The sequence below is a fragment of the Sinorhizobium sp. RAC02 genome, assembly GCF_001713395.1.
Lineage (GTDB): Bacteria > Pseudomonadota > Alphaproteobacteria > Rhizobiales > Rhizobiaceae > Shinella.
Genome location: NZ_CP016452.1, coordinates 618,983 through 637,222 on the forward strand (window position 1 = coordinate 618,983; position 18,240 = coordinate 637,222).

The window sequence follows — 18,240 nt, forward strand, 5'->3', positions numbered from 1 at the left end:
CGCGGCTTGCTAACACCAGACCGGGGCCCCGAGCCGCTCGGCGGCAAAGCCCGAATTTCCAAGAAAACCAAGAGGATCCCCGATGATCAGGACAGGTCAACAATACAAAGACTCCATCCGCGACGGTCGGCGCGTATGGATAAACGGAGAGCGCGTCAGCGATGTCACGACCCATCCGCAGTTCCAGCCGATCGTGGATATCCGGGCTCGCATTTTCGACATGCAGCATGAGGAAGCCCATCGCGACATTATGACCGTCGTGCAGGACGGCGAGCGCAACGCATTGGGCAGCGCGCTGCCCTACACGCAGGATGACTGGTGGTCCAAGCGCCGCGCGACCGACCATTTGCTGAACGATGTGGGTGGCGTCGTCACCCGCGTCGGCGACGAGACCGTCGGTGAAATGTGGTCCCTCTTCGACGGGCAGGACGTCCTCAACGAGGTCGACCCGCAGTTCTCCAAGAACATCGAAACGCACATTCACCGGGTGCTGAAGGAAGATCCCTTCCACGTCTCCGCCAACACCGACCCGAAGGGCGACCGCTCGAAGGCGCCGCAAGACCAGGACCCCGACATGCTGCTGCATGTCGTGAAGGAGACCGATGCCGGCATCGTGGTGCGGGGCGCGAAATACGAGACTGCCGCCGCCTATGCCAACCAGGCCTTCACCAAGCCGACCATCGCTAACTGGGGCAACAATGCGCTGAGCGACTACGCTGTCGGATTCATCTGCGACCTGGGCAGTCCGAACCTGCGCTTCATCTGCCGCACCGGCTTTGCCGGTCGCGCGCCGAAGAAGGATTATCCGCTGGCCAACGGCTTCGACGAGGTAGACACGATCGTGATCTTCGACGACGTGCTGATCCCGTGGGAAAACGTTCTTTTCTATCGTCATACCAAGGCCGCATCCTTCATCCGCGCGACTTTGCACCGCTATTCCGCCTTCGCCTTCGTCCAGCGCAACCTCAAGGTTGCCGACATGATGATCGGCGCGGCGCTGTTCAACGCGCGCCAGACGGGCCTCGACAAGCAGCAGGCGGTGCAGGAGAAGCTCGCCCAGCTCGCCGTCTACCGTGAAGGCATCAATGCGCATCTGACCGCGGCGATTGCGCTCGGCGAGCGTTCGCCCGCCGGGCTGATGATGCCGAACCAGTCGTTGCTCTATACGGGCCGCGTCCTCGCCTGCTCGCAGCTTCACGAGATGATGCACATCGCCCGCGAACTGTGCGGCGGCCAGATCTGCGTGACGCCGGATGCCGCGTCCTTCGAGAACCCGGAAACCAAGCCGTGGCTCGACAAGTACTACAGCATCAACGACGAATGGGTCGCCGACGACCGCCGCAAGCTGCTGGCCTTTGCCCGCGACCTGCTGAACTCGGACTATGCCGGCCACCGGCTGACCTTCCAGCTCTTCGCCCAGTCCCCGCCGTTCGCGCATCTCGCTGCCGTCTACCGCAACTTCGACTGGGACGGCCCGCTCGCCTTCGTCAAGGAAGCCGCCGGCCTGTCGGACCGCGTGATGGCCGGGCGCACGCTGACGCCCGGAGACAACGCCATCTCGAGCTGGTTTGCCGCGGACACCAAGCGCGCCGCAGCGGAATGATCGACCGGGGCGGCTCTCTCCGGGGCTGCCCCTTGCTTCCGAACCACCCAACGGCCGGGCCGACCGGCTCAAGCAATGGAATGAGAGACATGATTCACAAACGGCTCCGCCCCTTCAACACCAAGAAGACCTATCCCGAGCAGAACCTCGACAACGACCTCAGCCAGGGCGTCGTCGCCCGCGGCACCACGGTCTTCCTGCGCGGCCAGGTCAGCCAGGACCTCGACACCCGCGAGTGCCTGCATGTCGGCGATGCCGGCAAGCAGACCGCCAAGACGATGCAAAACATCAAGATGCTGCTAGAGGAGGCCGGCAGCGAGATGGCGCATATCTGCCGCATTGTCGTCTACCTGACCGACATCCGCTACCGCGAGGCCGTCTACCAGGAAATGGGCAAGTGGATGAAGGGTGTGCATCCCTGCTCGACCGGCCTCGTCGTGCCGGCGCTCGCGCGGCCGGAATGGGTGGTCGAGATCGAAGTGACCGCCGTCATTCCCGACGCTGCCTGACGGAGGGCGCGATGACCTTCTCGATTTCCGCGCGTTGCCCCGAGACCGGCATGTTCGGCGTGGCCGTTTCGTCCTCCTCGCCCTGCGTTGCCGCGCGCTGCGCCCATGCCCGGGCCGGCGTGGGTGCGGTGGCGACGCAGAACATCACCGATCCGCGGCTTGGCCCGAAGGGGCTCGACCTGATGGCGGGCGGCCTTTCGGCAGGCGAAGCGCTCGAGGCGCTGAAGCGTGACGCGCCGCACCTGGACTACCGTCAGCTTGCACTGGTCGACGCCGAGGGCCGCACCGCCTCCTTCTCTGGGGCGCGGACGCTCGGTACCCACCGGGTCGCGACCGGGCCGGGCGTGGTTGCCGCCGGCAACCTGCTGTCCGATCCGGGCGTGCCGGAAGCGATGGTGGCGGCCTTCACTGCGGCCGCCGGGCAGAGCCTCGGCGACCGGCTGTTGGCCGCCATGCGTGCCGCCGAAGCGGCGGGCGGCGAGGAAGGTCCTGTCCATTCGGTCGGGATGATCCTCGTGCGCGACCAGGCCTGGCCGATTGCCGACCTGCGCGTGGACTGGGCCGACGAGGATCCGATCGGCGAGCTGGCGACGCTGTGGGACAGATGGAAGGGCGAGATGGAAGCCTATGTCTCGCGCGCCCTCAACCCGTCCGAGGCGCCCAGCTACGGCGTGCCGGGCGATGTGTAAAGCGTCCAACCGCCTCGTCCATGACCCTTATCCGGCAAGAAGCCGGGTGAGGGCTTTGTTTCAGATAGGACGTTATGAAGACGCTCCACATACTGGAAAGGCTGGTCGCCTTTCCCACCCTCAGCCGGAGATCCAACCGGGACCTCATCGACTTCGTGGAGGGCCTGCTTCATGGCGCAGGCATCGAGACGATGCTCGTCGCAAGCGTTGACGGCACCCGGGCGAACCTCTTCGCCACCATCGGACCCCGGGATCGCGGTGGCGTGGTGCTGTCCGGCCATACGGATGTCGTGCCGGTCGAGGGCCAGGCCTGGACCCGCGATCCCTTCCGCCTTTCCATCTACGGCGACCGGGTCTATGGGCGCGGCACGACCGATATGAAGGGGTTCGTCGCCGCCGCCATCGCAGTTGCGCTGCGTGCTGCCGGCCGCGATTTGCAGACGCCGCTTCACCTTGCCTTTTCCTATGACGAAGAGATCGGCTGTGTCGGCGTTCGCGACCTGCTGGAGAGCCTGGCGGACCGCACGCCGCGCCCGATGGCCTGCATCGTCGGCGAGCCCACCGGCATGCGGATCGCGACCGGCCACAAGGGCAAGCTCGCCCTCAGGGCCTGCTGTATCGGCCATTCTGCCCACTCCGCCCTCGCGCCGACGGCGCTGAACGCCCTGCATCTCGGCGCGGATTTTCTGGGTGTGCTGCGTCGCGAGCAGCGGCGACTTGCCGAAAGCGGCGCCCGCGACGCGGCCTATGACGTTGCCATCAGCACCATCCACGCCGGGCGCATGAGCGGTGGCCAGGCCCTCAACATCGTGCCGAACCGCTGCGACATCGATTTCGAGATCCGCAACGTCGCCGCCGATGACCCGGCAGCGATCCTCGCCCGTATCTTCGACGGGGCCGAGGCGATCGTCGCGCCGTTGCGGGTGGGTTTTCCCGAGTCCGCGATCGCCATCGAGGAGGTCAATGCCTATCCCGGCCTCGATACCGGCGAAGATGCAGATATCGTCCGGCTTCTTCGGCGCGTACTGGAGGACGACGGTCCGGTGTGCAAGGTCGCCTTCGGCACGGAGGCAGGGCTCTTCGACAGCCGGCTCGGCGTTCCGTCGGTGGTCTGCGGTCCGGGGCACATGGATCAGGGGCACAAGCCGGACGAATATATCGAGATCGAGCAGCTGGCGGCCTGCGACAGTATGCTGGACCGGCTCGTGCAAACGCTTGCCGCCGGGCTGTGACGGGGCATAGGAAAGGCTGAAGCCGGGCTTTTGAAGATGCGGATTTGTTTTTTGCACCGGGCGTGATCATGTGAAAAAACAGCGGCGGAACCCCTGAAGAGGGCGGACGCTGCCCGCATGAGAGGAAGTGTGTCCGCAAGCTCTACGCTGCGGCGAAGCCCTTCGCGAAAGATGTGGATTTCCGCCGTACATGCGGCGGAATGTGCCGCTCTCTCCGTGGAAAGGGATACTGCGCAGGCATCATAACGCTGTCGGCCTCCGACTGGGGTACGGCTGGAAGGAAGACCGCATGCGCTTCACCCTTCGTCAACTGAGCTATTTCATCGCCGCCGCGGAGACGGGGAGCGTCACGCGTGCCGCCGAGCAGGTGAACATTTCGCAGCCGTCGATTTCGGCGGCCATCCTGCATCTCGAAATCGAGTTCGGCGCCCAGCTGTTCGTGCGCCATCACGCGCAGGGCCTGTCGCTGACGCCCGCCGGCCAGCGGCTGCTCGTCGCCGCGAAGGAGGCATTGCGCACCACGCAGGGCCTTTACGACGTCGTGAACTCGGCCATGGGCGTGGTGGCCGGGCCGATCAATCTCGGCTCGTTCCGCACCTTCACACCGCTGATCGTTCCCGAACTGTGGAAGAGCTTCGTGGCGCGCTACCCCGAGGTGCAGCTGCATGTTACCGAGGGAAGCGAGGCGGAACTGCTGGAAGGCCTGCGCAACGCCCGCATCGACGTGGCGCTGACCTATGAATTGAGCATGACGGCCGACATGAACTTCGTGCCGCTCGCCGAGCTGCCGACCTATATCCTCCTTGCCGCCGACCATCCGCTGGCCAAGAAGCCCCGGTTGAAGTTAACCGACCTGGAGCAAGAGCCGTTCATCCTGCTCGACCTGCCGCTCACCCGGCAATATTTCCTCTCTCTATTCGAGCGCGCCGGCATTGCGCCGAGGGTCGTCGCCGAAACCAGCCTTCCGTCCGCCATCCGCTCCTATGTCGGCGCCGGTATCGGCTTCTCGATGATGACGGTGCGGCCGCGCAACATGAGCGCGGAGAATGGCTATCCGCTCGCCTATGTCGAACTGCAGGACGATTATCCGCCCATGAAGCTGGGCCTTGCCACGCTCAAGGAACTGAAGCGCTCGCGGGTTGCGGAGGCCCTGGAGGACCTCTGCCGCGATTTGATCCAGGAGGGCAGCCTGCCCGGCATGGTTTCGGTTCCGCAACCGCCGTGCGCGACCTGACACGTTGACCTTCCCAAGTTTTTATTGAGGCAAAACGCCAGAAAAGCCTTCTTTTCCCTCAGCCTCCGTCTTGGAACAATGCACGCGTTCTTCCGCTTTCGGGCGGTCATTCAACCAGTTGGAACGACGGAGTGCGGGGCTTGGAAACGAAGATTGAACAGACCATTCGGCTCAGATTTCTCGAAGGGATGAGCCATGCCGCATGCACGGTGAACATCGTAACGACGGACGGGCCGGCCGGGCGTGCAGGCGTGACGGTGTCGGCAATGGCTTCCGTATCGGCCGACAGCGCGTGGCCAACCCTGCTCGTCTGCGTGCATCATCTCAGTCCGGCCGCGGCAAAGATCGTCGAGAACGGCGTTCTCTGTGTGAACGTGCTGCGCGACGACCAGTCCTATATTTCCGATACCTTTGCCGGCCGCTTCAAGGAGGAGGTCAACGATAAGTTCGAGTGCACGGAATGGGTGTCGATGCCCTCCGGCGCGCCGCGCATCGTCGATCCGCTCGTCGCCTTCGATTGCCGGCTGCTCTCCTCGGAAAAGGTCGGAACCCACTACATTTTCTTGTGCGAAGTGCGCGACCTGCACGTCTCCCGTTTGGGCTCGCCGCTCATTTATGCCAACCGGGCCTATGGCGCCTCGATGCGGATAGATGGCGCCCGGTCGCTGGCCGCTGCCCGGGCGAATGCGGGAAGCCAACTGTCCGTTGCCTGTTTCCACACGTTCGGCCCCTTCATCATGCCCCGGCTGATCCAGCGCATGGAGGGTATAGGTATTCGCCTGGTGGAGGGCGACCAGCGCCGACTGAGCGAAAGCCTGCGCGCCGGCGAGAGCGAGCTGGCCCTTTTGTACGATATCGACCTCGGTGTCGACCTTGAGAAAATCCCGCTCGATCACCTGTCGCCCTATGTGCTCCTCCCCGACGGCCATCGGCTCGCGGCACAGCCGGAGATCGACGCGACGGAACTGGCGGAGGAGCCGATGGTGCTGCTCGACGCGCCGCCGAGCGCCGACTATTTCGTGGGCGTGATGCGCGCGGCCGGAGTCGAACCGCTTATCGCGCACCGCTCGATCTCCTTCGAGATGGTGCGCGGCCTGGTGGGGCATGGCCTCGGCTATGCGCTCCTCGCCACCAAGCCGGCGACAGACATGACCTATGACGGAATGAAGCTCGTAGTGCGCCCGCTGGTCGGCCAGCAGGCTCCTTCCTCGATCGTCATCGCCCACCGGAGGAACGAGGCATTGTCCGGCCCTGCACGGCGCTTCATCGAATGCTGCCTGGAGGTCTTCAAGAAGGGCGGATCGATCGGCTGAATGACAAGGAGGCGGGCCAAAGGCCTGCCTCGCAACGCCTCTCCTATACGCCCGACGCCGCGCGGAGCGGCACGACGAGAATGGCCGCACCAGCGTCCGGCGTGAACCGGGCGGGCGCGTCCAGCAGAGCGCAGTCGCCTTCGCCGAGGGTGACAGTCTCCTGCGAGGCCGACAGGCCGGAGGTTCCGCGCAATGCAAAAACGAACGCCAGGCCCTGCGGCTCAGGCTGCACGACCGTGCCTTTGGTGAGGACGCTGGCCGGAGCGAGCTGCCAGGCATCCCGCGCCGCCATGACATTGACGACACGCACCGGCCCACCCTTCGGCACGCCGACCGGCGTCAGGCCGGAATCGAAACGGTAGGGATGGCCGATGACAAGCTCCACATCGTGGTCGCCGAATTCCAGCGTCAGGCGCTCGCCCTCGATCAGGGTGATGGTCCGTTCCACGCCGGGAAATGCGGAGAAGACGCCGGTTGTGGCAATGGACGCCCGGCTGACCCGCAGCGCGAAGGCATCGCGTGAGGCGCCGTCCGGCAGCAGGCAGATTTCGTCTGTAGAACCCGTACCGTTCTTCCACGGCATGGCCACATAGCCGGTGGCGGGTAGGTGCTGTATAGTCATTCTCTTCCTTTCAAGCGGCGGCAAAGCGTGACCGCCTCGTTGCAATTGATCGGCACTGCGCGTCGCGGGGTTCCTAAAGTTTTTCACCGGCAATCGCGCCGCGCTTCACTGGAGCAGCTTGCGTCGGCCAGGCTGTCCTTCGAGCTGCCACATGTCCCGCAGGGCCGGAAGTGAATGCGGCCCGAGTGGTCGGAATGTGCCATCGGCGTCGATGTCGATGCGCACCCGTTCGTCGCGGCCTTCGCCCGAGCCGATATAGCGCCCCGGCCGGGGCCGGCAGAGCATTGGATGCAGCCTGCGGCCGCCATCGTCCGTGCCCTCCGTTTCGACGAGCCAGTCATGTCCCATGAGCCGGGTGGCCCCGGAGAGGTCGCCGGCCTCGATCGCGGCCCGGATGAGCGTCGAGGAGACGCGCACGCCCGCATGGGTGACGTCGGGCGCGATGCTGATGCCGAAGCCTCGAGTGGTGCAAAGATCCGTCAGCAATGCCATGTCACCGGCACGCAGGTTGCCGAAACGGAAGTCCGGCCCCGCGATCACATGGCGCACGCTGAGCGCTCCGACGAGTATGCGGTCGACGAATTCCAGCGGGCTGAGGCCGGCAAAGGCCTGATCGAAGCGAGGCGAATAGATGAAATCCACGCCATAGTGAGACAGCTGCAGGCGCCTGGCCGCCGGCGTCGCCAGCCGGAACAGGGCAGTTTCCCTGCCGAAGAAGCTGCGCGGATGGGGTTCGCAGGCCATGACCGCCACCGGCCGGCCCCCGGCGATCTGATGTGCCATGCGCGCCAGCGCCTGATGGCCGAGATGGAATCCGTCGAAATTGCCGAGCATCAGGACGCCGCCGCGCAACGGATGATCCGCGGCAAGCCCTCCTTCCACCACCTCAGGCAGGCCTGGCGCGCGGTGCAGCAGCGGGTAGGCGGATATCGTGGCGGGCATCGGATCTCGCTCCTGTTGAGGACGCCTAGCTTAAGGGCCGTCAGTTCCGAGCGAAAATCCGATCTTTCGTGCCACTGCATCGAGAAATCCTTGTTAAGCCACCCCAAGCTAGTTAGAGCGGACGCATATGCGCAGGATAGTTTCGAGGTGAAGGGTTTTCAGCAAATCTCATAAACCCTGATTGAAAATCAATGAGCGGGTCGACCGTTCGTAACCTTTCAAGAGCAATATTAACTGGAGGCTCGCTTCAGGTTGAAACGTGCTCGATTAGGCTTCCAAGAAGGGCCGCATCACTTTCACGCAGACGCCTCGTCTCGGAATGGTTTCCGTTGATACTTGATCCATTCTGAAGCTCTTGGGAAAACTGATGCGCCGCCTCGCGGACATCCGCCGCCAACGCGTCATCGGATTGCGGATGCGTTCGCTTCAGGATTCGGGTCAGGCTGCCGATAACTGCGCCTTCGTCGTTGAAGATCGGGGCCGCGATGGCGGCGAGGTCGGATTCAAACGTTCCGACCGTAATGCACGATCCGGCCTTGCGAATGGCATTCATCCGGCGCCGGAAGTCCGTCCAGTTGTCGCCAAGGCCTGCCTCGGCGATATCGGAGCCGCTGCGCAGGAAAAGCGCCTTCAGGCGGGCAGGGGGCAGGTTGGCAAGTATCGCGAGCGACGCGGCGCCCTTGAAAAGCGAGAAGGGCAGGCCGCGTGCACGCAACAGCCGGAGCGGTGCTTCGCCGGACGCCTCGCCATTTTCCTGACGCAGGCAAAGCACCCGGTCGCCCCACAGGCCGCAGAGGATGAGCACGCTGTCGGGCACGCGCCGCGCGCGTTCTGGCATGATCCGGTTTCCAACGGACGTCATCGGGTCGCTGATCTGGATCTTGCGCTCGAGTTCGACGATGCGCGGACCGAGCGAATAGTTGCCGCGGCTGAGTTGAACCAGAAGCCCGGCGTTACACAGAACACGAAGGTATCGATAGGTGGTCGAGCGGGAGAGATCGAGCGTCTCGCCGATCTGTTCGGGCGACACCGTCGGGCTGCTTTCATCCAGCAGATCAAGGATTTCAAACGCACGATCGATGCTCGTCTTTTCCCCGGTTGTCTTTTCCATCGCCTGCGCATGCTCCACTGTTTGACCGCACCATACATAAAATATCGAATATCGCAATATTCAGAACTTGATGTTTTTCCCAAATAGTGGCACAAACCTGAAATCGGAAGTGGAGCCGATCGCCAAATGGAGGAAACATGACCACCCGCAGAGCTTTTGTTCGTACCTTTGCCCGCCTCGGCCTCATTGCCATGGCCGGTAGTGCCCTTGCATCCTTCGCGCCGGCTATCGCTGCCGCGGAAGGTTATCCGGATCGCCCCGTCACGATCGTCGTTCCTTTCCCACCGGCCGGCCCGCCGGATCTTCTGGCCCGCGCCATCGGCGAGCATCTTTCCAAGGTGTGGGGCCAGCCGGTGCTGGTGGAGAACAAGCCGGGCGCCAACGGCGTCGTGGCGACGCAGTTCGTGGCCAATGCGGATGCTGACGGCTACACGATCCTCGTCGGCAGTGTCGCGACCCACGCCATGAACCGTGCCCTGCGTCCAGACCTGCCGTTCGACACGCTGACCGCGTTCGAGCCGGTCACCCAGCTCGGCTTCACGCCGATGCTCATCACGGCCCACCCCTCGATGGGCCTAACCAAAATTGCCCAACTGGTCGAGAAGGCAAAGGCCGAACCGGAGTCCATCACCTATGCATCCGTCGGGCAGGGCAGCGCGGCGCATCTGGCCGCGGAGCTTTTCCAGGAGGCGGCAGGCATAAAGCTGGTGCATGTGCCCTATGATGGCATCGCGCAAGCAAGCCTTGACCTCATCTCCGGTCAGGTGAATGTCGGCTTCTCCAACGTCGTCAATATGCTGCCCCATGTGAAGGACGGTAAGAGTAGCGCGCTTGCCGTGACGGACACGAAGCGCGCAGCTATCCTTCCGGATGTGCCGACGCTTGCGGAAACCTATCCCGGCATAGACGTGCGTCTGTGGTGGGGGATCTTCACGCCGGCGGGGACGCCCAGCGACGTGGTCGATAAGCTTTCCACAGATATCAACGTGGCTCTCAAGGACAAGGCTCTGATCGACAAATGGGCTGAATCGGCGACGACGATCGTCGGCAGCACGCCGACCGACTTCAAGGCGCTCGTCAATGCTGACGCCGAAAAGTGGGGCAAGGTAATCAAGGATGCCAATATCGTCGCGCAGTAAGACGACGACGGCAGCAGACGTAGAGCAAAAGGAAATGCCAATGACCGCCAGTCTTTCGCTCGGCCTTGCCGAGTTCGTGAAGAATGCTGACATCGCCGATGCCGGGGAGGATGCAATCGAACTCGCCAAGCGCGTCATCGTCGACACCGTCGCCGTCATCATGTCGGGTGCCGGCAGCGATGTCGCAAAGCCGATGCTCGACTATGTTTCGCGCATGGGGAAGGGCGCCGTTCCGTTGATCGGGACGGACGCTGCTGCCAATGCGCCGGCAGCCGCACTTGTCGGCGGCACATTCGGTGCCGCGCTCGACTTCGATGATGTCCTGTCGATGATGCCGGGGCATCCTGCCGCCGTCATCATGCCGGCTCTCATCGCGCAGTGTTACGACGCGCCGATTTCCGGCCGAGCGTTCATCGACGCCTATATCGTCGGTCTGGAAGTAGGCTCGAAGTTGTCACAGGGCGTTGGCATTAAACATTACCAACGCGGTTATCACACGACCGGTACCATTGCGCTGTTCTGCGCGGTGGCCGCCCTTGCGCGGCGTTTCGGTGTTTCAGTGGACGAGACGCGCATGGCAACGAGTCTTGCCGCCTCGACGGCCTGCGGCATACAGGCCAATTTCGGCACGATGACCAAGCCGCTGCACTCCGGCTGGGCCGCGCAGTCGGCAGTCATTGCCGTCGATCTCGTGCGCTCGGGCTTCACGTCCTCCCTTTCAGCCCTGGAGGACAAGGGTGGCTACCTTTCAGCCTATGGCACGGAAGAGAGCGATGCCGACAAGGTCCTGCCGTTGCTCGGCAGTCCCTGGACGATCGTGTCGCCGGGTATCGCACTGAAGAAATTCCCGACGTGCTATGCCACGCACCGCGCCATCGATGGCGTGGCTGAGATCGAGCGGGAGGTAGGGCCCCTGCTTGGCCAGCTGGAAAAGCTCACGTGCCGTGTCGTGCCCGGCGCCCTGCTGCCGCTGCGGTTCAACCGTCCGAAGACCGGGCTGGAAGGCAAGTTCAGCATGCCCTACGGGCTCGCTGTGTCCATGCTCGACCGCCACCTGACGATCGCCTCGTTCGAGGATGCGGCAGTGATGCGGCCGGAAATCTGGTCGCTATACGAGAAGATCGAGGTCATCGAGGACGAGGCCTGTGGGGCCGAGGATCCGGATTACAACAAGAAGAGCGCCGGCACGCGTGGCTTCGTTATCGTCGAGGCATTACTCACCGATGGCCGCACCATCCGTCAGCGGATCGACACAGCGCCCGGTCATCCAAAACGCGCCCTGAGCTGGACGGACCTCAACGTCAAATTCCTGGATTGTGCAAGGAGCTGCGGCGTCGATGAGGGTGTTGCTCAAAGCGCGTTCAACGCACTGAAGGACCTTGAAAAGGCTGGCGATGTTGCGACGCTTTTGCGTCCGCTGACTCCGTCTGCCAAGCGCCGCGCGGAGGCGGCGCAATAGAACTGCCAAAAGCGCTTGCTTGTTCGCCGGTGCGCGGGAGGAGGAACCCCATGAGAAACAATTTTTACGCGACGCCTGATGGCCAGGCAGGCCTGTTCTTTGCCCTTTTCGGTGCATTTGTTGCCTGGCAATCCCTTCAGTATTCGCTTGGACGCGCCTCCCAGATGGGGCCTGGAATGTTTCCGCTGGCGCTGGGCGTGCTTCTCTTCGTGGTCGGCCTGCTGGTGACGGCTAAGGCGGTTCGCGCCGAGCAGCCGGCGGCGCCACCCTTCGAGTGGCGATCGGCAGTCGTCACTACCGGCGCAATCCTGCTTTCGGGCGCTCTGTTGCTGACAGCGGGCCTGTTCATCGCCATTCCGGCGCTGGTGCTTGTTTCATCGCTGGCCGCACGCAACAGCCGTATAGCGTGCGTACTCATCTCGGCCGCCGGCCTGACCATCATGGCCTGGCTCCTCTTCATCGTCGGGCTCGACCTGCGCATCCCTCTGTTCTGGAAGTGAGACGATGGACCTGTTCTCCAATCTCCTGACGGGCTTTGCGACGTCGCTTCAGCCGGCAAATCTGCTTTACTGTTTCGTTGGCGTCGTGGTCGGAACCGCAATCGGCGTTCTACCGGGTCTCGGCCCGTTAGCCACCATTTCGATGCTTCTGCCGCTCACCTATGCGCTCGATCCGGTTTCCGCCCTCATCATGCTTTCGGGCATTTATTATGGTGCGCAGTATGGGGGCTCCACCACGGCCATCCTCGTCAACCTGCCCGGCGAAGCCTCCTCGGTCGTCACCGCGATCGACGGGCATAAGATGGCGCAGGCCGGCCGTGCCGGTGCTGCGCTGGCGCTCGCCGCGCTCGCCTCGGTGTTTGCCGGCACTGTTTGCACCTTCTTTGTTGCCGGTTTCTCGCCTCTGCTTGCCACCGTCGCGCTGTCATTTGGGCCGGCCGAATACTTCGCGCTGATGATTGTCGGGCTTGTCGCAGCCATCATCCTCGCGCATGGCTCGCTTCTGAAGGCGATCGGCATGGTTCTCGTCGGCCTCGTGCTCGGCAGCGTCGGCATCGACAACAACAGCGGCGCCTATCGCTTCACCTTCGGCTCGCTTGAACTATCGACCGGTATCGAATTCGTATCCGTGGCGATGGGCCTCTTCGCCTTCGCCGACATTATCGCCCATGTAGGCGAAAAGACGAGCAGTACGCCGATCCTGCACCGGATCTCGCGACTATGGCCTTCGAAGCAGGATTTTCGCGAGGCAACGCCCGCCGCCGCACGCGGCACGCTGCTTGGCTCCGTCCTCGGCATTCTGCCGGGGGGTGGTGCGGCGCTCGCCTCCTTTTCCGCCTACACGCTGGAAAAGAAGGTTTCGAAACATCCCGAACGTTTCGGCAATGGCGCGGTCGAAGGCGTCGCCGGTCCCGAGGCTGCCAACAATGCAGCCGCGCAGACATCCTTCATTCCCATGCTGACGCTCGGCATTCCCTCGAACGGCACCATGGCCTTGATGATGGGCGCCATGATGATCCACAACATCGCGCCCGGTCCGCAGGTTATAACGCAGCAGCCGGTGCTGTTCTGGGGTCTCATCACCTCCATGTTCGTGGGTAACGTGATGCTGGTTCTGCTCAACCTGCCGCTCGTCGGCATCTGGGTCAAGCTGATCTCGGTGCCGTATCGCTACCTCTATCCGGCCATTCTCGTCTTTTGCGTAATCGGCCTCTACAGCATCCAGAACCAGACGTTTGAGATCATGACGGCGGCGGTGTTCGGCTTTGTCGGCTACCTCTTCATGCGCATGAAATGCGAGCCGGCGCCGCTTCTCCTCGGCTTCATTCTCGGCCCGATGCTGGAATCGAACCTCAAGCGCGCGATGCTTCTGGCGAAAGGCGATGCGACGACCTTCGTGACGCGTCCCCTCTCGGCCATACTCCTGCTGATCGCCGTCTTGCTGATGCTCACCGTCATTCTTCCGCAGTTCCGCAAAAAGCGCGAGGAGGTCTTCACGGAAGAAGCCTGAGTCGCACCAACCGACGGTGCGCCGACTTCACGCGCACCACCCCCAACTCTGAAACGCCCCCGATCCGCAAGACGGACAGCGGCCGGAGACCTTGTCCCGGCGCAGGGGCCCCTGCGTCGCAAGGGCGCGCCTTTTAACGATATGCAACGGAGTATCAGAAAGTGATGATGCAAATCGAATGTGTTGTGAAATCCGGCGACCAGGTCGGTGAAGTGCCGGTCTGGTGTGACCGCAGCAATCTACTCTGGTGGATGGACGTCCGCCGTCCACGCGTCCAGTCCTTCGATCCGGTAACGCGCGAACACAAGGTCTACCTGACGGGTGGCCGCGCGCTTGGCAGTTATGCGCTGCGTGAAAGCGGCGGTATGCTCCTGGCACAGGACGATGGCATCTATGCCTTCACGCCAGGTGCCGGCGACCGCGAGAAGATCTTTGATCCGGAAGAAGATCTGCCGGACAACCGTCTGAACGACGGGCGCTGCGATCGACGCGGCCGCTTCTGGCTCGGCAGCATGAACGACAAGGTCCGGCAGGACGACGGCAATTTCTGGCGCATCGGCTCGGATTTGTCCGCGCAGAAATTCTTCGACGGCATCAACATCCCGAATGGCGTCTGCTTCAGTCCCGACGACAAGACCATGTACTTCGCCGACACGCCGAAGCGCATGATGTGGGCCTTCGATTTTGACATCGACGCGGGTGTGATCTCCAACCGCCGCGTCTTCGCGGATCTAACAGCCAATCCAGGCCGTCCGGACGGCTCGACGGTCGATGCCGAAGGCTTCGTCTGGAATTGCGAGTTCGCTGGCAAGCGTGTCGTTCGCTACGCGCCAAATGGCAAGGTCGACCGGATCATCGAGATGCCGGTGACGAATATCACCTGTGCGGGTTTTGCCGGACCAAACCGGGACATTCTCTATGTCACGACGGCCTGGCAAGGCCTTAGCGACGAACAGCGCGCCGCCGAGCCGGATGCCGGCGGTCTCTTCCGCATCGATGTCGGCGTCAAAGGCCTGCCTGAGCCGCGATTTCAAGGTTGATAGGAGCATACAATGATGAAACTTCTCTACGGTGGACTTTCGCCCTTCGTCCGCAAAGTAATGATCGTGGCGCATGAGAAAGGCCTCGTCGACAGGCTGGAACTTGTGCCGGCACCGGTCAATCCGCTCCAACCACTCGACCTTGCGATCGCCGTCAACCCGCTCGGCAAGATCCCGGCGCTGACGCTCGATGATGGCGCTGTCCTCTACGGCTCTACGGTCGTCGCGGAATATCTTGATCAATTTGATGGCGCACCGCGCTTTTTCCCATCCGATGTTGCCCGGTGGACAGCGCTACGCCGTAATGCGCTCGGCGACGGCATTCTCGAGGCCGGCCAACTTGCCCGCATCGAGGGCCTGCGCCCGGGAGACAAGCAATGGGCCGACTGGAAGGATGTGCAGCTTCTGAAAGTTACGAACGGGCTCGATGCAGCCGAGAAAGAGGCCCAGGAACTCGCGACCGATATGCTTACTATCGGCGAAATCGCGCTGGTCTGCGCGCTCGGCTGGTTCGACGTCCGTCTTCCGGAGGCGGCAAACTGGCGGGACAGTCGTCCGCATCTTGCGAGCTGGTTCGAGGCAGTCTCGACCAAGGCCTCCATCACAGCAACCGCACCGAAGGTGCCGAAATGAAGCAAGCCATCGCGCAGGCGATTGCAACGGGTGTTGGCGTCGGGCAGATCAGTGACGCCATGGACGAACTCGGTCTGCCGCAGAATGCCGGCGGCGGCTATCGCCTGCTCGGCAGCAAGGGCGGCACGGTCTTCGGCCGTGCGTTCACACTGAGGCAGGAATTGGCGGAGCCCGGCAAGCCGAGTATCGTCCGCCAGGGAGAAGCAGCACTCTCCCTGGCCAGCCCTGGCGACATCCTCGTCATCGACGCGGGCTGCCCTATAGACATCGCCACATGGGGCGAGGGTCACTCGCTAAGGGCGCAGATCAACGGCCTGAGCGGTGTCGTCCTTCACGGAGCGACGCGCGACGCGGAGGCGTTGGCCACAAGTCCCCTTCCAGTGCTCTGCCGGGGAACTTCTCCGCTGCGCAGCAAGAGACGAATGAACACCGTGTCCATCGGTGAGCCGGTGACATTGGCCGGCGTAAAAATCCACCCTGGCGACCTTTTGGCATTTAGCGTCGATGGCCTAGCTTGCGTCCCCGCCAATAAGCTAGTCGAGGTGCTCGTCAAGGCATGCGAAATCCAGGTGACTGAACAAAAGCGTGACATCAAACTTCGGCAAGCTTTCTATCAAGCTTGCGGTAATGCTGAAGGATTAGTTTGAAGCGACAATCGGCCGTTGAGGGGGCGATGTAGCTGCTGCCTTTGATCGTTTGCCAAGGAGGCCAAGGCGACAGCACCCGCCCGAGACATATTCATTCCGGATCTGTTGATCGATCGACTCAAGGTGACGAGACGGAATTGTCATTGAGCTGTAGGTTGTAATTTGCCGGTCGTTGGTTCGATCCGTTCAATAGCTTACGCCTACTCCATGGGGGTTAAGCGTTCGCCCGGCGGATAGGCTTATGGTGCAGTGACTTCGATGGGTCAAAATGGCTTAATCCCCGCTGGATTCTAAGGTTCCAACCAGGCCACCACAGCCGAGCACTTCAAGCGGCGGGCGATTGTCCGAATGTTGTGTCAGGAGGGCGAGGCGCCGGAAGCGTTCTTGCGCGTCTTCTCGGCATGTATCCATGTATGTTATTACATAACTTTCCCATTGACGAACGTAATGATATTACATTAACCAGAGCGGGCGCCTCGCTTGAGGAGCGTCTCACTTGGTTTTCACCCCGTCACTGGAGGATCGACATGCGCTTTGCCTATGCGCTGGCCATCACGTTTGGATTGGGAGCCGCGGGCCTTGCGCCGCCCGCAGATGCACAGGTCCTCAAGGTCGCCGGGCCCTGGGAGATCACGGGGATCGAGCCGGCGCAGACAGGCTATGTCTTCAGCCGCTTGCAGGTTGCGGAAACACTCGTCACGGCTGACAAGGACGGCAAGCTCGCTCCCGCGCTTGCGGAAAAATGGAAGGTCAGTGATGACGGGCTGACCTGGCGGCTGACCCTTCGACCGGATGCCGTCTTTCACGACGGCTCCCCGGTAACGGCCGAAACGGCCGTCGCCAGCCTTGAACGGGCGCGCGCCGGTGCCGGCGTCCTCTCGCAGGCACCGATCGCGGGGCTCACCAGCGACGAGAAGGACGTCGTGATCCGCCTCGAAAGGCCGTTTTCGCCCTTGCCCGCCTACCTCGTGCATTTCAGCGCGATCATCCTCGCCCCGTCTTCCTTCGACGCCACGGGCAAGGTGACGCAGATTATCGGTTCCGGCCCTTACCGCGTGAAGCGGCTGACGCCGCCGGCCAAACTCGAATTGGAGGATTCCGGCCATTGGTGGGGTGGCACGCCGGGTATCGGTGACGTCAGCTATCTCGCCGTCGGACAGGGGGAGACACGGGCGCTTATGGCCGAAAGCGGCGAAGCCGATCTGGTCTTTTCCATGCTGCCCGTTTCGGTGGACCGGCTGAAGGCCAATCCGGACCTTGACGTGCAGATCGCCACCATTCCCCGCACGCGCATCCTCAAGGTAAATGCTGGTTCGCCGTTCTTCGACGATGTAGAGGAACGGCAGGCAATCAGCCTTGCCATCGACAGGGTAGGCATCACCAAAGTCATCCTGCGCAACCCCGAACTCGTTGCCACCCAGCTTTTCCCGCCGGTCATGTCGGGCTGGTATCGCCAGGATCTGGCGCCGCTCACCCGCGATCTCGACCGGGCACGCTCTTTGCTGACGAAGACCGGATGGACGCCCGGCAGCGACGGCATTCTCGAACAGGACGGCAGACGCTTCAGCGTGACCCTGCTCACCTATGCGAGTTGGCCGGAACTGCCCCCGATCGCCACCGCGATCCAGGCCCAGTTGCGCGAGGTCGGTATCGAAGCGAAGGTCTCGGTCGCCAACAGCTCCGAGATTCCTGCCCGCCATAAGGATGGGACATTGGAGATGGGGCTGATCTCACGGCTCTACTCGATCGTGCCCGATCCCGTCGGCACGCTGCTCAACGACTACAGCCCGGGCGGCAGTGACTGGGGCGCTACTGGCTGGGAGAATGCCGAGATCCAGACGGCGATTGCCGGGCTCTCGGCAACCAGCGACCCGGCAAAGCGCGCGCCGCTTCAGCACCGCGCCGTGGAAATCCTGCAAGAGGAACTGCCGAGCATTCCGGTTACCTGGTCGGAACTCGCCATCGTCTCGAACAAACGCATTGCTGGCGTAGCGGTGGACCCGCTTGAGGTGAACTACGGTCTCTCCTCGATCCGCTGGGCGAAATGAGGATGGCGC

General features: G+C 62.8%; 17 protein-coding genes. 14 read left to right on the plus strand and 3 right to left on the minus strand.

Annotated elements, in window-relative coordinates:
- Window positions 1–82: 82 nt before the first annotated feature.
- The 6 genes from BSY16_RS24000 (at window position 83) to BSY16_RS24025 (ending at window position 6,580) form a co-directional block, all read left to right on the plus strand.
- Window positions 83–1,603, plus strand: coding sequence for a 4-hydroxyphenylacetate 3-hydroxylase family protein (locus BSY16_RS24000; protein WP_069062336.1), 1,521 nt, complete (start codon window positions 83–85; stop codon window positions 1,601–1,603).
- Between the two features lie 89 nt (window positions 1,604–1,692).
- Window positions 1,693–2,112, plus strand: coding sequence for a RidA family protein (locus BSY16_RS24005; protein WP_069062337.1), 420 nt, complete (start codon window positions 1,693–1,695; stop codon window positions 2,110–2,112).
- A gap of 11 nt (window positions 2,113–2,123) precedes the next feature.
- Window positions 2,124–2,801, plus strand: a complete 678-nt coding sequence (locus BSY16_RS24010; RefSeq protein WP_069062338.1) for a DUF1028 domain-containing protein — start codon at window positions 2,124–2,126, stop codon at window positions 2,799–2,801.
- Window positions 2,802–2,875: 74 nt separating this feature from the next.
- Window positions 2,876–4,033 (plus strand): acetylornithine deacetylase, encoded by a 1,158-nt coding sequence (argE, locus tag BSY16_RS24015; RefSeq protein WP_069062339.1) that lies wholly within the window; start codon window positions 2,876–2,878, stop codon window positions 4,031–4,033.
- Between the two features lie 289 nt (window positions 4,034–4,322).
- Window positions 4,323–5,267, plus strand: a complete 945-nt coding sequence (locus BSY16_RS24020) for a LysR family transcriptional regulator (RefSeq protein WP_069062340.1) — start codon at window positions 4,323–4,325, stop codon at window positions 5,265–5,267.
- A gap of 140 nt (window positions 5,268–5,407) precedes the next feature.
- Window positions 5,408–6,580 carry a LysR substrate-binding domain-containing protein gene (locus BSY16_RS24025; protein WP_069062341.1) on the plus strand — a complete coding sequence of 391 codons (1,173 nt, stop codon included), beginning with the start codon at window positions 5,408–5,410 and terminating at the stop codon, window positions 6,578–6,580.
- A 43-nt stretch (window positions 6,581–6,623) separates the two neighbouring features.
- Here the strand turns inward: BSY16_RS24025 and BSY16_RS24030 are convergent, their stop codons facing one another.
- The 3 genes from BSY16_RS24030 to BSY16_RS24040 all read right to left on the minus strand — a co-directional run bounded on the left by BSY16_RS24030 (window position 6,624) and on the right by BSY16_RS24040 (window position 9,255).
- Window positions 6,624–7,202 carry a HutD/Ves family protein gene (locus BSY16_RS24030; RefSeq protein ID WP_069062342.1) on the minus strand — a complete coding sequence of 193 codons (579 nt, stop codon included), beginning with the start codon at window positions 7,200–7,202 and terminating at the stop codon, window positions 6,624–6,626.
- 105 nt (window positions 7,203–7,307) lie between these two features.
- Window positions 7,308–8,144: a hypothetical protein gene (locus BSY16_RS24035; RefSeq protein WP_069062343.1), complete on the minus strand. Its 837-nt coding sequence runs from the start codon at window positions 8,142–8,144 to the stop codon at window positions 7,308–7,310.
- 247 nt (window positions 8,145–8,391) lie between these two features.
- On the minus strand, window positions 8,392–9,255 hold the full coding sequence (locus tag BSY16_RS24040) for an IclR family transcriptional regulator (protein WP_069062344.1): 864 nt from the start codon (window positions 9,253–9,255) through the stop codon (window positions 8,392–8,394).
- Between the two features lie 137 nt (window positions 9,256–9,392).
- On the opposite strand from BSY16_RS24040, the gene BSY16_RS24045 reads away from it, so the two are divergent.
- The 8 genes from BSY16_RS24045 to BSY16_RS24080 all read left to right on the plus strand — a co-directional run bounded on the left by BSY16_RS24045 (window position 9,393) and on the right by BSY16_RS24080 (window position 18,231).
- Entirely contained in the window at window positions 9,393–10,394 is a 1,002-nt protein-coding gene (locus BSY16_RS24045; protein ID WP_083243100.1) for a Bug family tripartite tricarboxylate transporter substrate binding protein, read from the plus strand.
- 40 nt (window positions 10,395–10,434) lie between these two features.
- A complete protein-coding gene (locus tag BSY16_RS24050) occupies window positions 10,435–11,853 on the plus strand; it encodes an MmgE/PrpD family protein (RefSeq protein WP_069062345.1) in 1,419 nt (472 codons plus the stop codon).
- A 50-nt stretch (window positions 11,854–11,903) separates the two neighbouring features.
- Entirely contained in the window at window positions 11,904–12,353 is a 450-nt protein-coding gene (locus tag BSY16_RS24055; protein WP_069062346.1) for a tripartite tricarboxylate transporter TctB family protein, read from the plus strand.
- Window positions 12,354–12,357: 4 nt separating this feature from the next.
- On the plus strand, window positions 12,358–13,863 hold the full coding sequence (locus BSY16_RS24060) for a tripartite tricarboxylate transporter permease (RefSeq protein ID WP_069062347.1): 1,506 nt from the start codon (window positions 12,358–12,360) through the stop codon (window positions 13,861–13,863).
- A gap of 164 nt (window positions 13,864–14,027) precedes the next feature.
- Window positions 14,028–14,903 (plus strand): SMP-30/gluconolactonase/LRE family protein, encoded by an 876-nt coding sequence (locus BSY16_RS24065; RefSeq protein ID WP_069062348.1) that lies wholly within the window; start codon window positions 14,028–14,030, stop codon window positions 14,901–14,903.
- A 12-nt stretch (window positions 14,904–14,915) separates the two neighbouring features.
- Window positions 14,916–15,536, plus strand: a complete 621-nt coding sequence (locus BSY16_RS24070) for a glutathione S-transferase N-terminal domain-containing protein (RefSeq protein WP_083243102.1) — start codon at window positions 14,916–14,918, stop codon at window positions 15,534–15,536.
- Window positions 15,533–16,183 carry an RraA family protein gene (locus BSY16_RS24075; RefSeq protein WP_069062349.1) on the plus strand — a complete coding sequence of 217 codons (651 nt, stop codon included), beginning with the start codon at window positions 15,533–15,535 and terminating at the stop codon, window positions 16,181–16,183. Before BSY16_RS24070 ends, BSY16_RS24075 begins: the two co-directional genes overlap by 4 nt.
- A 527-nt stretch (window positions 16,184–16,710) precedes the next feature.
- Window positions 16,711–18,231: an ABC transporter substrate-binding protein gene (locus tag BSY16_RS24080; protein WP_069062350.1), complete on the plus strand. Its 1,521-nt coding sequence runs from the start codon at window positions 16,711–16,713 to the stop codon at window positions 18,229–18,231.
- Window positions 18,232–18,240 lie beyond the last annotated feature (9 nt).